Consider the following 16,845-nt stretch of genomic DNA (forward strand, 5'->3'; position numbering starts at 1 on the left):
GTCTCTCGTTATTCATCTTCAAGAGCGATTGGTAATTTGATTTTGACTGTTGTTCCCTCTTTTAGCTTGCTTGTGATATGCATGGTTCCACCATGGCTTTTCACGATATTATTGCTAATCATGATGCCAAGACCTGTCCCTTTTTCTTTTGTACTAAAAAACGGTTCTCCAAGTCTTGTTAAGTATTCGCTTGGAATTCCGATGCCTTCATCTTGAATTTTAAGCTCTAAAAATTGGTTTTCTTCCCTTGTCGTAATTGTAATGATTCCACCACTTGGCATGGCTTCTATGGAATTTCGAATTAAATTAATTAATAATTGCTTGATTTTATCCCCTTCACAATCAAGGATTACATCAGAGGATTGATGATATTCTTCAATTTTTATATTACTGATGGCTGCCTGTGAATTCATTAAGATAACCACGCTTTTGATCAGATTAATGATATTGACCTTGTTCACTTTATTAGATTGGGGCTTTGCAAGAATGAGAAGGTCATTGACAATTCCCTCAATTCGAACCAATTCATTTAATATAACATCGGCATATTTATTGGAATGCCCTTCATTTAAGAATTGGGTAAATCCTTTAATCGCTGTTAGTGGGTTTCGAATTTCATGGGCAATTCCTGCAGCAAGCTGTCCTACAATGGAGAGTTTTTCTGCATTCAGCAATTGCTCCTCTGTCTCTCTTTGTCCTGTGATGTCACGAATAATAATCTGAAAAAACTTTCTCCCTTTGTGATTGGTTGGAATCAATTGAATGTCTGCTTTCTTTGAAAGGCCATCTGGACGATAAAGATTCATTTCAAAATTTATATACTGATTCATGCTAAGGAAGTCGGCAAGAATTCGTTGGTCCGTTGATGATAAGTATTGAAATAATGAGGTCCCGATTAAATCATTATGACTGTCAGCTCCAAATAATAGGCTCCCTTTATTATTTATGTAAGTCCATTCTCCAGTTTCCGAGATCATTCCAATCGTGTCCTTTGAGCTTTCAAGGAGTAAATGAAATTGCTGCTGGAGCTCATAGATTTCTTCTATCGAGGTAATATGCTCCGTTATATCACGCGAGATGCAGAGAAATTCTCCGCCGTCACTTGAATTCGAAAAATTGGTTTCAAGCCAGAGATAAGTTCCATCCTTTTTTCGTATGCGAAAGCGGATACGTTCTTTCCAATTCTCCGTATTAGCCTGAAACTGGGCTTTTAATTCGGCCTTTTCAGCAGGGTGACAATAAGAAATGATATTCTTTTGATATAATTCCTGCTGGGAATATCCGAGCAAGGTAGTGATAGATGGCGAGACATACAGAAAGAGTCCATTCTTGCTATGCCTTGAAATTAAATCCTTTGAGTGATTGAGAATCAAGTGAAGGTCATTTTCTTCATTCTCTTCCGTTTTTAATAAATGAATTGAACTTTCACTTTTTACTGGAAACAATTAAACCCATCCTCCTTAAGTATTCCGTAAAGACCAATTAATGACATGACTAGATGTTACGATAATGGGGAATATTCTGAAATATAAAATCATGATGATGTATATTCACGATTATTATGATGTTAAATTTATTTGATATGATGGAAAACATGCAAAAACTTTCTTATCAATATTATCCCACATTATCAACGCAATCGTATTTGCGGATATACGCATATATATCTGCGGTGAAACTTCTGAATTAATAGAGTAAAATGATAGTAATCCATCTATATATCTGCATTGGACAGGGGGGGGGATGTCACTTGATTACATTAAAAACAATCAGAATAGGGGAATGTATTCAAACGATCGTCCATGAAAATATAGAGGATGATTCATTAAAAAGGTTGATTATGAGCTATGTCGATCATCAATTAACAAAAGGATTTCCTTTCGGTGAGTTATTAGTTCTACATTATCAACTATACCACGGAAAAGAAACAGAAGAAATTTACTTTATTGCTGCTGCAGTCGAACTCTTAATTCTAGCATTTGATATTTTAGATGATTTCGAGGATCAAGATACGACTATCAAACCATGGAATCAAAATTCGAATTTTGCTCTAAATTCCACTACGGCTATGCAATTTTTATGTGGCTATATCATTAGAAAAAGTGGTTTTGCTCTTAAGGATCAGGCGATATTTCTGCTATTTCAATATGGTCTGCAATCCATAAATGCCCAGCATAAGGATTTGCAAAATATTTGTCAAACAGAGTCAGACTATATTGAAATGACCATAAAGAAATCAGGTTCTTTAGTGGCTCTTTCCTGTTTAATAGGCGCATCCCTAGCAACCAGTCATTATCCAAAGGAAATCGAAGAGTATGCCAAGTATATCGGATTAATCGGACAAATTAATAATGATTTAGCAGATTTACAGAATTGGAATGACAAAAATGATCTGATTTACAAAAAATATACCCTCCCTATTATCTACTTACTAAATTGTGAGGACAAAGAGATTCAATTTGTTCAAGACTACTATCAAAATCATTTACCTAAAAATGAGATCATTCATAAGAGAGCCATAATTGAACGCAAGCTAAGAGAAACAGGGGCAATTCAGTATACAGAGGTAATAAAAAAAATCTATCAAAATAGAGCAATTGACCTATTAAAAAAACTTAATATTGCGCCAGATTACTTTCAACAACTTTTGAAATATATTTTATAATAGAAAGGAGGCTTTCTCACATGCAAGAAGTTATACAATTTTTAATGAATGATGCTGATGCCTTAACAAAGATTAAAGAAGGGACAGCTAGTTTACTCGGGGTTTCATCTGAGGAACTTAAGGCAATTCTCGATGTTTTCTCAAATGACGTAATCATGAGCCCGAATGACTATTACTGGAAATGATGATATGGAAGCCGAGAGCAATTCTCGGCTTTTTTAAAGGAGATACCATGAGACAGTATATTAAAACCAATGTAATCGGGCTTTTACCGTTTCTCTTTGCTATTGGATTAACCATCTATTTTATTGCCATTATATTAAATTTTCCGTTGGTTGGATTAGTTGTAAAGGAAGAGAACCATCAATGGATGATTGAAAAGGTTTATGACAAAGGATGGGCAGCGAATCAATCGATTAAAAAGGGTGATATTCTCACGCTTGTCAACGGTAAGAAACCGGAAGAACATGCGACCGTGAAACATTATCAGCGGGTGGAGTTAGCTGATTCTATCACCATTATTGATGACCATTCCAAAAGCAAAACCTATCAAATTACATACAGTCACTTAGATTCTCAATACATCTTTTATCTTTTGCTTCCCTTCCTTTTTATGCTAACCGCTCTATTATTAAGCATGTTTCTTTATAGAAGGAAGAAAGAAGATAAATCTGCGATTATCTTAATTTATTTCTTATTGTCACTGGCAATTTGTTATTTAAGTGGTTCTGGTTCTTCAAGAGGCGATTTGATAGGGAGAGTAGCGATTACTGTCACGTTGTCTGGCTCTTTAGTATCATTTGTTCATTTTCTTAAAAGCTATTTTATTCGATATGGTCTAAGCTATATTAAAACAAAAACACTTATTATTTTATATTCACTTTATGTCCTCTATTTAATCATGATGCTGATTGGGTTCCTCGTTCAAGACCTGCAAGCCATCATGGAAGTGGCTGAACTAGTTTTTTATGCATTTTTAGTCCTATTTCTGCTGTTTACTCTACTAAAATTTTATATTACTTATAAAAACACAGAGGGAAGTAGCTTATTAAAAATATTGTGGGTTACGCTCTTTATTGCCTTTGCGCCTTTTATGTTTTTATATGTGGTTCCAACGATCCTTTTCGGTAAGGATTTTGTCACGGCTGAAATAACATCTTTATTTCTCATCGTGATTCCGATTGTCTTTGTTTATATGCAACTAGCAGAAAAGCTATTTGATATTGAATATTTATTGAACCGTTTACGGTATTATTCTTTACTTTCCTTTCCATTTACAGTGGTTTTAACGCTAATAATAAGTTTATTGCTTAAGATTCAATTCGTTTCCGGCTCTTTTTTCATGCTTTTAATTCTGTTATTCATTGTTACGACGATTTTCCTTTATACGAAGGAGTTTTTTGATTATAAGGTCAGACATCATTTATTCTCAAAAAAACATAATTTTGAAACGAGTCTCTATAAATTTTTTCAAAAAGCGAAATATGAGACGAAAGTTAACAGCTTGATCAAAAATCTTATGATAGAGATCAAGGACGTGTTAATGGTTAAAGAGGTATTTTACATTGAAATTATTGAAACCGATAAAAAGCTCTGGTCCTTACTAAATAAGGGACAAATTTCACCGGATCTTACAGTGGCGATTGAAGAAATTCAATGGGAAAACTATGGAGTAGGCTCCCTGATTGAGGTTATTGATGGATTTTGCATTGTCATTGGTGGAGATTATAATAATAAGAATGTCATCTTCTGTGGATTAAAGAAATTCAAAACAACCTTAAATATCGAGGAGAAAATCTGGCTGGAGACATTGGCTTATTTTTCAAGCATTCTCCTTGAAAATTTCCAATTAATTGAAGGCTTATTTCAGAAGATTGAAGATTACAAAGAGAAAACCGAATCTGAAAAGAACAATTACCCTCTTTGGCTATCGAGGCTCCTATTTTCTTTATCCGAAAAGGAGCGCGCCAACTTATCTATTGATATTCACGACTCTGTTCTTCAGGATCAGCTCCAGCTTTTAAGAGAAGTAGATAAAATGATTGATAAGGTTCAACAACATCCTCTGAAGGATGATTTATATGAATTAAAGGAAAGAATGCTAGATAATATTCATTTGATTAGAGAGACATGTAACGAGCTTCGACCGCCATTTCTTAGTGAGCTTGGAATCATTCAATCGATTCAAAATTTGATTGAGCAGACAAAGCTTAGGGCCGATTTTCTTTTATATTCGAAACTGGATCCATCCATTCATATGCTTGAGAAGGATTGTGAACTTACACTTTATCGAGTTGTCCAAGAGCTGCTCAATAATGCGATGAAGCATTCTCGGGCAACAGTGGTAAAAGTTTCATTAAATAGAAATCAACAAATGTTAACGCTGATTTATGATGATAATGGAGTCGGACTTGATATCTCGACGTTAAATGATTCTTTTAAAACAATGGGGATATCCGGGATTAAAGAACGGGTAAAGAGTATTGGCGGGGATATTGTTATTAATTCCAGTCCGAGTTATGGAATGCACGTAGTGATTAATATTTATACAGGGGGGAATGGGATAGCATGATTCATGTGTTGATTGTTGATGACCATCCTGCAGTTGGAGAAGGGACAAGAGCCATCATTGAACAGGAAAGTGATATGAAGGCAGATGTCATTACGGATTCCGAACAAGTGATTCATACCATCCAGAATAAAAGCTATGAGGTTTATTTAATTGATTTATATATGCCAAAATTAAACGGTTTAGGCCTTACAAAGCTTATTCTACAGCATGATCCTGATGCCACCATTTTGATTTACACGGGTTTTGATATTGTCACCCACTATAATCTATTAATCGATGCAGGCATTGCCGGTTTCATCAGTAAAACGGCAACAAGGGAACAGCTAGTAACCGCTATTCGTTGTGCATTAAGGGATGAAGCGGTCATCCCACTGCAATTACTAAAACAATTAAGACGCGTGGAAACAGGTCCGACCACGAATGAAGGTCTTCAAAATTTAGGAGATATCACGTTATCTAGCAAGGAACAGCAAATTCTTGATGGAATTGCCAAAGGGCTTACGAATAAGGCGATTGCGATTAATTTGTCTATGAGTCAACGCACGATTGAATATAATTTAACGAAAATATTTTCAAAGCTAGGCGTTAGCTCAAGGACAGAGGCGTTAATGAAAGCGAAGGAATTCGGATTATTATCAAGACAAACTGTATAAACCGAGGGTTAGCTCACTATAGCTAGCCCTTTTTCTATGCACGGGGTGAAACTAGTAATGAGCTCATTTAATAATAATTTAATAATTTGTTTAGAAAGATTTTAGAAGCCATCGTTAATCTAAGGTTGTAGCAAAATAATAGAAAGGTTGACCGCAAATGAAAAAAAAGATTCTTGTTGCGACCGTCTTAAGTGCTGTATTAGTCGGAGGTGTCTCTCTAAAGATTTATGCCGATAACGATGGTTATGAGCTTTACAAGGAGGCGATCATCAAAACCCACACATTAAATAGCACAACGATGAAAGTTGAATCGACTGTCAAGGATAATGACACCACAATTAACCAAATTGAAATGGAAGTAAAGTACAATCTGCAACAGAAGCTCATGCAAGGTAATGCTGCTATGGATATGGAGGGGGAAAATCAATCTTTTGATCTTGCCTACCAAAATAATGGATTCTACATCAAAAATAGTGATCAGGATGTCAATTATTTAGTAAAGGATGCCAAGTCGCAGGCTGAAAAAAAGGAGGATTTCAAATCTATCCACAATCCAGAACTAATGCGTATTATGGAGCATGTATTTGATGCCTTAACTGTTTCTGTACATGATGATTTTAAAGTGATCAATAAGGAACAAGGCCAAAAGGAAATAGATGTTGATTTAGACAATGGGGATATTCCGGTGGTCTTTCGTGAAATCGGGCAATACATGGTGAAAAAAGGTACAAAGGCGCATGAAAATGTTACAATGAAAACTACTGAATATCCATTCCTAAGCGCTGATATTATCTCCAATATGCCAGCCTTTGTAAGTGATATTCAAATTGATAAAGTGAAAGTGAAGGCGATTATCACAAAGGATTCAATCATCAAAAATCAAACTTTCTTGATGCAGATTTCCGGGAAAGATCAGCAGGGAAAGAAGCATGAGCTAGAGATTCATATGAAGGTAGACAATCACGATATGAATCAAACGAAACTTGATTCTGTGAAAATAGATAAAAATAAACAAATTTTACTTGATCACTCCCCTCTACAAGAGGCCCATCATTTTTAGTAGATAGGAAGTATTGCTATGTCCATCCGGAGAAAAATCGTTCTTTCCAATATTGCCATCATCCTGATCCCATGTATATTGTTTACCATGGCGATGGTTTTGTTATTTTATTCCTTCGGTGGAAAAGAAAATATCATTAATACGAAACAGTATGAAAAACAAACAGCATTGGAAAATGCGCATATCTCCAAATTGAAATTAATGACGAGTTCACAGCCAAATAAACTTGCTAGTCCATCATATTTAAAGAGCCTTGATAGAGAGTTTCAAAAGGTAAATCTCTCTCTTTTAGTAAGGGTGGATGATGAAGTCATTTACCGCTCGGCTGCAATCAAAACTTTGCCTATTGATGAAGAGTTAACACCATTTGGAGAATTTAAAAAATATGCTCATGACTCTCTTTCTATCGATCATCAAGCCTATAAATATGAACAATTTGATTTCTATTTTCCAAATCATAAAAAGGGCAGTATTTTTTTTATCAAGCAAACTAGTAACCTCGAGCAATTCATGCTGAATTATCATCCATGGTTATTACTCCTTATGTTGTTTATCCTGATTGCTACGAATGGAGCGATCTCCTATTTAATTTCGAAAAATATTATTAATCCGCTTATGACCTTGAAAAAGGCAACGAAAAAGATTAAACAAGGAGAATTAGACTTTCAAATTCAATCTAATCGCAAGGATGAAATTGGTGAGCTCTTTTCTTCATTTGAGGAAATGAGAGGGCAGTTAAAAAAGTCCATTGATTTACAACTTAAATATGAGGAGAATCGTAAACTTCTTTTATCCAATATCTCTCATGATTTAAAAACACCGATCACTGCCATTAAGGGGTATGTTGAAGGAATTCAAGATGGTATTGCGAATACACCTGCGAAGACAAATCAATATATGAGCACGATTTATAAAAAAGCAAACGATATGGATGCGATGATTGAGGAGCTCTTTCTCTTTTCTAAACTTGATTTAAAAAGAATTCCTTTCGAATTTGTTGAAATGAATATCCTCTCCTATATGAATGAATGTGTAGAAGATCTCTCCTTTGTCTACAAACAGAAAGGGATGAGGATCGAATTTTTCAATGAAAATGAGGAACCCATTTTTGTTTATGTAGACCGTGAAAAACTAATGCGAGTATTTACCAATATTATTATGAACAGTGTAAAATACATGAATAAACCAGATGGAATTGTTTCCTTATCTGTTCACGAAAGGGATGAATGGGTCGAGGTTGTCATTGCCGATAATGGACCAGGAATACTAAAGGAAGCGATTCCCTATGTATTTGACCAATTTTATCGCGCCGATCAATCTAGGAATAGTGATAAAGGCGGGAGCGGTCTCGGATTAGCCATTGCCAAGCAAATTATTGAAGAGCATGGCGGCGAAATTTGGATTCCCGAAGACATCAAGAATGGCGCGGAAATCCATTTTACTTTAAAAAAGGTTAAACACTAGATGACAATAGAATCTTCAAAGAGAAAGAGTTTATGGGAGAATATATAGATGAAAAAGCTATTAATTATTGAGGATGATCATAGTATTGCTGAATTACAAAGGGACTATCTTGAAGCAGAAGGATTTCAAGTAGATATTGAAGATGATGGTCATAAGGGTCTCGCACAAGCTACGCAAGGATCTTATGACCTTTATATCCTTGATCTTATGCTGCCAACCGTTAATGGATTTGAAATCTGCCGACAAATTCGCAAAACACAAGATGTTCCGATTATATTTGTTTCAGCAAAAAAGGAAGATGTTGATAAAATACGAGGATTCAGACTTGGTGCGGATGATTATCTAGTTAAGCCGTTTAGTCCTAGTGAGCTCGTGGCCCGTGTAAAGGGTCACCTAGCTCGTTATGAACACTTAATCGGGAAGCAGGCACCCATGAAGAATAGAGTCATAATTGGAAACATGGAAGTGGATATTGATGATCGAAAAGTATTCATCCATCATCAGGAAGTTTCCTTAACATCAAAGGAATTTGATTTATTAGTATTTTTAATTCAAAATCCTAATCATGTTTTTAGCAAGGATGAACTATTTGAACGAATTTGGGGAATTGATGCCATTGGCGATGTTTCAACCGTAACTGTACATATTCGCAGACTCCGTGAAAAGATCGAAACCGATTCGTCCAATCCACAGCATATCGAAACAATCTGGGGGGCAGGATATCGCTTTAAGATTTAAAAGGTAGAATATATCCGTCATTTTTAATTCCTTCAGCTAAAAAATATCGGCATAATTTTATCCCACTCTTAACGGACATTTTGACTCCCACTTCAAGATTCTGAGAATACGAAGAAGATAAGTGGGAGATCAACTGTCCGTAAAGGTCCGACGAGGGATTAAGGTCCTAGTCAGGCGAAAGCCACAGGACGTGGCGCTATGAGCGTGATAAGTGAAATAAGATTTTTCTTTGGGCTTCAGCCCTTAGAAAAATCAATCAGGCTTTGCGTGACTAACCATCTGTGGGGGATGGATGACAGACTAAAAGCGCGACGTCAATCACAACGTCTGCACACTTCACGTCCTGTGCGTCGAAAACCCCCACTGATGGAAGTTTCACTATATAAATTAAGGAGAAATAAGAATGATTCATGCACATGTAACATCTTGGGGTATTGCTATTTTATTATTTATTATTAGCTTCTACATGGGAAAAAAAGGTAATGAAAAGTTCCAAAAAATAACCCATATGAGCTTACGACTCTTCTATCTACTCATTCTCGCAACGGGTGGGTATTTGACTTTCGTATATCAATTTACTGGGATTGTGATGATAAAATCCATTGTTGGCTTAGTTGTTATCATGGCAATGGAGCTGGTCCTTGTCAGCATGAAAAACGGAAAATCTGTCAAAGGTTCCTTTACACTGCTAGTAGTTGCCCTTATATTGGTATTATATTTAGGTTATGTAGTAATCGGCTAAATGAACAATAATGGGGAGATGAGTTTTATGGGAGGAGTCGTTCAGGTTAAGAACGTTTCCATTGGGGAAGGAGTACCAAAAATATGTGTTTCGCTTGTCGGGAAAACTCTCAAAGAGTTACAGGAGGAAGCTCAGCAATTACGAACGCTTGATATAGACCTGGTGGAATGGCGCGTTGATTATTTTGAGAAATTAACTGAGCTTGAAAAAGTGATAGGAGCGCTTAAAGAAATTCGAGAAATCTTAACAGATGTGCCATTAATTTTTACCTTTCGCAGTGCAAAAGAAGGTGGCGAGCAAGAAATTAGCCCAGCCGATTACATCCAATTAAATAAGGCCATTGTGGAAACGGGTTTAGTCGATATTATCGACGTGGAGTTATTTAATGCAGCGGCGACCGTCAAAACTTTGGTTGGGCATGCCCATGAGCATCACGTTTTTGTCATTCTTTCAAATCATGATTTTCAAGCTACACCTGACAAGGATGAACTCATTGCACGATTAAAAAAAGCTCAAGAACTAGGTGCTGATATCCCCAAAATTGCTGTCATGCCAACAAAAAAAGCTGACGTCCTAACATTATTAGATGCAACCTTAGCGATGAAAGAACAATTCGCCACTCGCCCTATCATCACCATGTCCATGGCGGGTACAGGAGTCATCAGTCGTCTATCCGGAGAAATTTTCGGTTCTGCCATCACCTTTGGTGCGGCCAAACAGGCATCCGCACCAGGACAAATCCCTATTAGAGAATTACGACAAATATTAGCTCTTTTGCATAAGAGCTTATAGGAAAAGGTTTTATCCCACTCTTAACGGACATTTTGACTCCCACTTCAAGATTCTGTGAATACGAAGAAGATAAGTGGGAGATCAACTGTCCGTAAAGGTCCGACGAGGGATTAAGGTCCTAGTCAGGCGAAAGCCACAGGACGTGGCGCTATGAGCGTGATAAGTGAAATAAGATTTTTCTTTGGGCTTCAGCCCTTAGAAAAATCAATCAGGCTTTGCGTGACTAACCATCAGAGGGGATGAATGGCAAACTAAAAGCGCGACGTCAATCGCTACGTCTGCACTAGCACGTCCTGTGCGTCGAAAACCCCCACTGATGGAAGTTTCACTTTACCGGATTTATCATTTCAAATTAATAAAAAATGCGCGAATGCAAGATTAAAATAAATGCACCGAAAAGACTAAATGTCTTAAACGGTGCATTTTTTCTATTAATTTTTTTAGGGAAATGCCCTGTTCATATTCCATCTGCTCAACACGGTTTACATATTTTTCCCGAAAAATGTCAAACCTAATATAGCTAAGTAGCACCAGAATTCTTATTTTAATCCGTGAACACAGGGGGATATTGATTTGATGAAAAAACTTATCAGCGTTGTCATAACTTTTGCTATTCTAACTTACCCTACTTTAGGATGGGCAAAGGAGCAGCAAGAACATATTGTAAGTTATGAGAATCGGAGAGAAATTCCAAACCAATATAAATGGAAGCTCGAAACCATGTATAGAAACCAAAAGGAATGGGAAGAGGATGTTCATAAAGTCGTTCGGGAATCGGAGAAGTTTAAACGAAAATATAAAGGGAAACTTACGAAATCTCCTTCTCATATGAAAAAGGCTTTAGACGATTTACTTGTCCTATCAAGAATGGAGGAGAAAGCTTATATATATGCTCAGCTTGCATTTGACGTCAATCAATCAAATCCAGCTCTGCAATCGATGACGGACAAAAGTGAGAATATGTCAACAGCTCTTTATGAAAACACATCTTGGTTTAAACCGGAGGTCATCAGCATTCCGAAAAGGCAAATGAAAAAATATTTAAAGGATGTAGAGCTCAGTAAGTATAAAAAAGTACTGAAAAATATGATGCACTCCAAGTCACATACACTGTCAAAAGAGATGGAGGGGCTTTTGGCGAAAGTTTCACCTATGCTTGGTACAGGATCTAATTTTTACGAAATGCTTGAGAAGGATTTAAGATTTCCAGCGATATTAGATGAAAACCAGCAGAAGGTTCCTTTAACCAGGGCCAATTATCCAGCATTTATGGAAAATAAGAATCGGGAAGTTCGAAGAGTAGCCTTTCAGACTTATTATGGGACGCTTGCTAATTTTCAGGATTCCTTTGCGGAAACCCTAGGCACAGAAGTAAAGGCTGATAATATCTATGCCAAAGTACGTCACTATCCATCCGCATTGGAGGCATCCCTTCAAGCCAATCATATTCCGGTTAAAGTCTATGATAATTTAATCAAATCGGTCCATAAAGGACTGCCCCAATTACATCGTTACATGAAGCTAAAGAAAAAAATGCTCGCTGTGGAAAAGCTTCATATGTATGATATTCATGTCCCTGTTATGGCAGAGGGTTCAAGTTATATCCCTTATGAACGCGCACAAGAAATGGTTTTAGCTGGACTAAAACCTTTGGGCAAACAATACACGAAACAAATCAAACAGGCCTTTCAGAATGGTTGGGTCGATGTGTATGCAACCGAAGATAAAAGAAGCGGGGCTTATCAATGGGGAGCTTATGATGCTCATCCTTATGTGCTATTAAATTATCAGGGAACAAAGAATGATGTGTATACGCTTGCCCATGAATTGGGACATGCGATGAATTCCTTCTATTCCAATAAAAAACAGCCATATATCACATCAGGATATACTACCTTTACCGCTGAGGTTGCTTCAACCTTGAACGAAACTCTTTTATGGAATCACGAATATAAGCAGGCTAAGAGTAGAGAGGAGAAAATCTCCTTATTAAATCAAAGACTTGAAGACTTTCGAACCACCCTCTTTCGACAAACACAGTTTGCCGAATTTGAAGAGCAAATTCATGAGTTAGAACAAAGAGGCGAATCATTAAATGCAGAAACGTTAAAAAAACTTTATCTTGATATCAATAAGAAATATTATGGCCCTGCCGTGGAATCCGATCAGGAAATTGCGATGGAATGGGCACGCATTCCCCATTTTTACAATAGCTTTTATGTTTATCAATATGCGACAAGCTTTGCGGCTTCTGCAGCCCTTTCTCAGCAAATTATGAAGGAAGGCACCCACGCTGTGACAAGAATTCAGGATAAGCTATTAAGTGCAGGAGGGTCCAGATCTCCAATTCTCATGTTAAAAGAAACGGGGATTGATATGTCGAAATCGCAGCCAATCGATGAAGCAATGGAAGTATTTGGTGAAACTTTAGATGAATTGGAAAAGTTATTAGATTAGTCATCTGTACAAGATTGAATGTTTTATGAGTGTTATCAATAACCAAATATATCAAGAGCTGATAAAGGATTTACTAATCTGATTATTAGCTCTATTTTTATTATTTCACTTTATTTTTTTACCATTTTATCAGAATAAAGTATCTGCTATAATATAGACGCTAAACAGAAATATCCCTAAAAAGCTATCTTCACTCCTTTTAAAAATGAAAGACCATTTTTATAAAATAACTAGACGACATCTAGAAAGGTGCATGCAAATGGATAATAAAAAATGGGGATTTTTAATTTTAACAACATTTGTTATCGGGAATATGGTTGGTGGCGGAATTTTTATGTTGCCTTCCAATTTAGCACAAGTATCTGGTTCAATGGGAGCCCTTATGTCGTGGGGCGCCACTGGTTTAGGGGTATTAACTCTTGCCCTTGTATTTGGAAACTTAGCTATTCGAAAGCCTGATCTTAAGGCTGGTCCGCAAAGCTATGCTCAAGCCTTATTTCGAAATCCTCGAAATGGCCGAATTGCGGGCTATAGCATGGCATGGGGCTATTGGGCAGCGAATTGGGCGGCAACGGCTTCTGTTATGATTTCCTTAGCAGGATATTTATCCACCTTTTTCCCTGTGATGCAAAGTACAAAAACGCTCCTCTCCATTGGCAGCTTTCAGCTTGAATTGGGGAAATTAATCACCTTTCTTGTTTGCAGCGCTTTATTATGGGGAATTCAGTGGATTTTAACCTATCATTTTAATGGTGTTGGAAAATTGAATTTAGTTACCACCGTGGCAAAAATAATTGGTTTTATATTATTTATCGTGTTAACACTTACTATTTTTGATGCAAGTAATTTAGGATTAGGGGAAACTTATACGAATGCAGAGGGTCATCCTGTTCCATTCGGGGGACAGATCAACGCGGCGGCGATTGCCACTCTTTGGGCTTTTATTGGAATTGAGTCAGCGGTGATGCTTTCTAATCGTGCCAAATCACAAAAGGATGTCAAAAAAGCGACGATTTTTGGATTATTGATTTCAGTTCTGATTTATATAGCCATTACGTTGTTAACAATGGCTGCCCTGCCACATGAAGAGTTAGTCACATCACAGAAACCATTAGTTGATGCACTTGACGCTGTAATAGGTAGTAAGGGAGCAGCCATTATGGCGATCCTAGCTGTTATTTCTTTACTTGGTTCGAATATTGGTTGGGTTGTCGTAAGTTCGGAGGTTCCTTATCAAGCCGCAAAATTAAATTTATTTCCAAAGTGGTTTGCGAAAACCAATGAAAAGGGAAATCCGCAGCGGTCGTTAACTTTAACAAACATTATGACCCAAATTTTTATTTTTTCAACGATTTCAGGAACAGTCACACAAGCATATAATTTTGCGATGATTGTCGCGACACTGGCCTATTTAATTCCATACTTTGTTTCAGCCATTTATCAGATGAAGCTCGTCATTTCAGGTGAAACCTATGCGGAAATAAAAGGTTCAAGAATTGTGGATGGGATTATTACGGGACTTGCTTTGATTTATTCCATTTGGGTGATTAAAACTGGGACTGCAGATCTAAAGACATTTTTCTTAGGAATTGGTCTCTTTGTATTTGGGCTTATTCTCTATCCGTTTATCATGAGAGAGAGCACTAAAAAAGAGGAAATCGAAATGGAGGCTGTCAAAAAAATCGTTTAATCTCGGGTGAGACAATTGTTATTGACCAGAAACATTATAGATTGATATAATTTTAATTATTTTATATAAATAGTAGCGGTGAGGGCTATGGGTAAAACTATAGCAGGAGCAGCTTCTGGAGAGACCGCCATGTTGCGGCGCCGAAGGATTCACAATCTCAGGCAAAAGGACAGAAGAGTAACTGATAGTTTTGAATCGTTATTCAACTGAACTGGGGATTGGAGTGTATCCAATCTCCTTTTACATTTTAATTCATTGATGAGGTGATTGACATGGGAAGAAGACGTGCAGTTGTAAGTGTGATTGGAAAGGATCAAGTAGGGATCATTGCGAAGGTAACGACGGTGTTATCAGAAAATCAGATTAATATTCTTGACATTAGCCAAACGATTCTCCAAGATTTTTTTACGATGATGATGTTGGTCGACGTTTCAGGCTTTGATAAGCTGGATGTTTTACAAAAGGAATTGGATGATTTAGGGGAAGAATTGAACTTAAAAATCAATATTCAGCTTGAAGAAATCTTCCAAGCAATGCACCGGATATAAGAGGAATAATGAAATAATCAGGCTATAAAAAATTGCCTCAGTTGTTGTGAGGAATAATAGGAGGACAATCATGAATATCGCTTTGCAGGAAATGATGGAAACCATTCGCATGGTGCAAATGGAAAACCTAGATATCCGTACCGTTACGATGGGAATTAGTTTATATGACTGTGCAGACTCAGATTTTGCAAAAATGAACGGCAAAGTATATGACAAAATTACCCGATATGCGAGCAGATTGAAGGAAGTTGCGGAAGAGGTTGAAAAAGAGTTTGGAATTCCGATTATCAATAAACGGATATCCATTACCCCCATTGCAGAAATACTAGGTAATGCAACGATAGAACAGGCGATTGAATTAGCGAAGACCTTAGATAAAGCGGCAACTGTATTGGGTGTTGACTTTATAGGAGGATACTCTGCGCTTGTACATAAAGGAATTGCCAAAGGAGACCAAACCCTTCTTGATGCTCTGCCGGAAGCGTTAAGTGTAACTGAAAGAGTATGTGCTTCGGTATCTGTTGCGACGACAAGATCAGGAATTAATATGGATGCCGTCCGAAAAGTGGGAGAAATCATTAAAGAAGCTGCAGAAAAGTCGAAGGATCAAAATGGATTAGCATGTGCAAAGCTCGTTGTTTTTTGTAATCCTGTTGAGGACAATCCTTTTATGGCAGGTGCCTTTCATGGAGCTGGTGAAGGTGAAGTGGTTCTGAATGTAGGTGTCAGTGGTCCTGGGGTTGTGTTGAATGCATTAAAGAAGCATTCTGATGCTGATTTAGGTGAGGTATCAGAGGTGATTAAGAAAACAGTCTTTAAAATTACACGAGCAGGTGAATTAATTGGCCGTGTTGTGGCAGAGCGCCTAGGAGTTCCGTTTGGAATTATGGATTTATCGCTTGCGCCAACGAACGCAATGAATGATAGTGTGGCGGAAATTTTAGAAGAAATTGGACTTGAACGAGTAGGGACACACGGAACGATTGCAGCGCTTGCGCTCATGAATGATGCCGTGAAGAAAGGTGGATCGATGGCGAGCTCTTATGTGGGTGGCCTAAGTGGAGCATTTATCCCAGTCAGCGAAGATAATGGGATGATACGCGGAATTATCGATCATGCATTAACGCTTTCTAAACTAGAAGCCATGACCTGTGTTTGCTCCGTGGGACTTGATATGATTGCGATTTCTGGTGATGCATCTCCTGCAACGATTTCAGCGATTATCGCCGATGAAGCAGCCATTGGCATGATTAATAAAAAAACGACAGCTGTACGCGTTATTCCAGTTCCTGGAACAAGTGAAGGAGACATGATTGAGTTTGGAGGGTTGCTTGGCCGTGCTCCAGTGATTGGTGTGAATCCATACAGCTCTGAAAAATTAATCAGTCGTGGTGGCAGAATTCCTGCACCGCTTCAATCTTTAATAAATTAATGAAAAAGGGTGTGAGAATTTTTTCTCCGCCC

At 37.3% G+C, this 16,845-nt stretch carries 14 protein-coding genes and 1 riboswitch; of the genes, 13 read left to right on the top strand and 1 reads right to left on the bottom strand.

Annotation, left to right across the window (positions count from 1 at the left end; translation table 11 throughout):
* Positions 1 to 8 precede the first annotated feature (8 nt).
* On the bottom strand, positions 9 to 1,445 hold the full coding sequence (locus ACE38V_RS11730; protein WP_375841432.1) for a PAS domain S-box protein: 1,437 nt from the start codon (positions 1,443 to 1,445) through the stop codon (positions 9 to 11).
* A 305-nt stretch (positions 1,446 to 1,750) separates the two neighbouring features.
* Between ACE38V_RS11730 and ACE38V_RS11735 the strand changes: the two genes are divergently transcribed.
* The 13 genes from ACE38V_RS11735 to ACE38V_RS11795 all read left to right on the top strand — a co-directional run bounded on the left by ACE38V_RS11735 (position 1,751) and on the right by ACE38V_RS11795 (position 16,813).
* Positions 1,751 to 2,665: a polyprenyl synthetase family protein gene (locus ACE38V_RS11735; RefSeq protein WP_375841433.1), complete on the top strand. Its 915-nt coding sequence runs from the start codon at positions 1,751 to 1,753 to the stop codon at positions 2,663 to 2,665.
* Positions 2,666 to 2,685: 20 nt separating this feature from the next.
* Complete coding sequence (gene comX, locus ACE38V_RS11740) at positions 2,686 to 2,850, top strand: competence pheromone ComX (RefSeq protein ID WP_375841434.1); 165 nt, start codon at positions 2,686 to 2,688, stop codon at positions 2,848 to 2,850.
* Between the two features lie 47 nt (positions 2,851 to 2,897).
* Positions 2,898 to 5,237 carry a sensor histidine kinase gene (locus tag ACE38V_RS11745; protein WP_375841435.1) on the top strand — a complete coding sequence of 780 codons (2,340 nt, stop codon included), beginning with the start codon at positions 2,898 to 2,900 and terminating at the stop codon, positions 5,235 to 5,237.
* The gene (locus ACE38V_RS11750; protein ID WP_375841436.1) at positions 5,234 to 5,890 is read left to right on the top strand and encodes a response regulator transcription factor; all 657 of its coding nucleotides are present in this window, start codon (positions 5,234 to 5,236) and stop codon (positions 5,888 to 5,890) included. The genes ACE38V_RS11745 and ACE38V_RS11750 overlap by 4 nt, the downstream gene beginning before the upstream one ends.
* 157 nt (positions 5,891 to 6,047) lie before the next feature.
* Entirely contained in the window at positions 6,048 to 6,950 is a 903-nt protein-coding gene (locus tag ACE38V_RS11755; protein ID WP_375841437.1) for a hypothetical protein, read from the top strand.
* Between the two features lie 543 nt (positions 6,951 to 7,493).
* Complete coding sequence (locus ACE38V_RS11760) at positions 7,494 to 8,414, top strand: sensor histidine kinase (protein ID WP_375841530.1); 921 nt, start codon at positions 7,494 to 7,496, stop codon at positions 8,412 to 8,414.
* A gap of 48 nt (positions 8,415 to 8,462) precedes the next feature.
* Entirely contained in the window at positions 8,463 to 9,152 is a 690-nt protein-coding gene (locus ACE38V_RS11765; protein ID WP_375841438.1) for a response regulator transcription factor, read from the top strand.
* A gap of 403 nt (positions 9,153 to 9,555) precedes the next feature.
* Complete coding sequence (locus tag ACE38V_RS11770) at positions 9,556 to 9,894, top strand: DUF1516 family protein (protein WP_375841439.1); 339 nt, start codon at positions 9,556 to 9,558, stop codon at positions 9,892 to 9,894.
* A gap of 27 nt (positions 9,895 to 9,921) precedes the next feature.
* Positions 9,922 to 10,686: a type I 3-dehydroquinate dehydratase gene (gene aroD, locus ACE38V_RS11775; protein WP_375841440.1), complete on the top strand. Its 765-nt coding sequence runs from the start codon at positions 9,922 to 9,924 to the stop codon at positions 10,684 to 10,686.
* A 576-nt stretch (positions 10,687 to 11,262) separates the two neighbouring features.
* On the top strand, positions 11,263 to 13,143 hold the full coding sequence (gene pepF / locus ACE38V_RS11780) for an oligoendopeptidase F (protein WP_375841531.1): 1,881 nt from the start codon (positions 11,263 to 11,265) through the stop codon (positions 13,141 to 13,143).
* A gap of 259 nt (positions 13,144 to 13,402) precedes the next feature.
* Positions 13,403 to 14,833, top strand: a complete 1,431-nt coding sequence (locus ACE38V_RS11785; protein ID WP_375841441.1) for an amino acid permease — start codon at positions 13,403 to 13,405, stop codon at positions 14,831 to 14,833.
* A 105-nt stretch (positions 14,834 to 14,938) separates the two neighbouring features.
* A riboswitch (glycine riboswitch) is annotated at positions 14,939 to 15,016 on the top strand.
* An 89-nt stretch (positions 15,017 to 15,105) separates the two neighbouring features.
* A complete protein-coding gene (locus tag ACE38V_RS11790; RefSeq protein WP_375841442.1) occupies positions 15,106 to 15,381 on the top strand; it encodes an ACT domain-containing protein in 276 nt (91 codons plus the stop codon).
* A gap of 70 nt (positions 15,382 to 15,451) precedes the next feature.
* Complete coding sequence (locus ACE38V_RS11795) at positions 15,452 to 16,813, top strand: PFL family protein (protein WP_375841443.1); 1,362 nt, start codon at positions 15,452 to 15,454, stop codon at positions 16,811 to 16,813.
* The last annotated feature ends 32 nt before the right edge of the window (positions 16,814 to 16,845 follow it).

It is taken from the genome of Cytobacillus sp. Hz8 (assembly GCF_042263505.1).
Lineage (GTDB): Bacteria > Bacillota > Bacilli > Bacillales > Cytobacillaceae > Bacillus_BE.

Excerpts from the sequence above, each read along its gene's own strand:
- comX (WP_375841434.1), top strand. The coding sequence starts at position 2,686 with ATGCAAGAAGTTATACAATTTTTAATGAATGATGCTGATGCCTTAACA.
- ACE38V_RS11745 (WP_375841435.1), top strand. The coding sequence starts at position 2,898 with ATGAGACAGTATATTAAAACCAATGTAATCGGGCTTTTACCGTTTCTC.
- ACE38V_RS11750 (WP_375841436.1), top strand. The coding sequence starts at position 5,234 with ATGATTCATGTGTTGATTGTTGATGACCATCCTGCAGTTGGAGAAGGG.
- ACE38V_RS11755 (WP_375841437.1), top strand. The coding sequence starts at position 6,048 with ATGAAAAAAAAGATTCTTGTTGCGACCGTCTTAAGTGCTGTATTAGTC.
- ACE38V_RS11760 (WP_375841530.1), top strand. The coding sequence starts at position 7,494 with ATGTTGTTTATCCTGATTGCTACGAATGGAGCGATCTCCTATTTAATT.
- ACE38V_RS11765 (WP_375841438.1), top strand. The coding sequence starts at position 8,463 with ATGAAAAAGCTATTAATTATTGAGGATGATCATAGTATTGCTGAATTA.
- ACE38V_RS11770 (WP_375841439.1), top strand. The coding sequence starts at position 9,556 with ATGATTCATGCACATGTAACATCTTGGGGTATTGCTATTTTATTATTT.
- aroD (WP_375841440.1), top strand. The coding sequence starts at position 9,922 with ATGGGAGGAGTCGTTCAGGTTAAGAACGTTTCCATTGGGGAAGGAGTA.
- pepF (WP_375841531.1), top strand. The coding sequence starts at position 11,263 with ATGAAAAAACTTATCAGCGTTGTCATAACTTTTGCTATTCTAACTTAC.
- ACE38V_RS11785 (WP_375841441.1), top strand. The coding sequence starts at position 13,403 with ATGGATAATAAAAAATGGGGATTTTTAATTTTAACAACATTTGTTATC.
- ACE38V_RS11790 (WP_375841442.1), top strand. The coding sequence starts at position 15,106 with ATGGGAAGAAGACGTGCAGTTGTAAGTGTGATTGGAAAGGATCAAGTA.
- ACE38V_RS11795 (WP_375841443.1), top strand. The coding sequence starts at position 15,452 with ATGAATATCGCTTTGCAGGAAATGATGGAAACCATTCGCATGGTGCAA.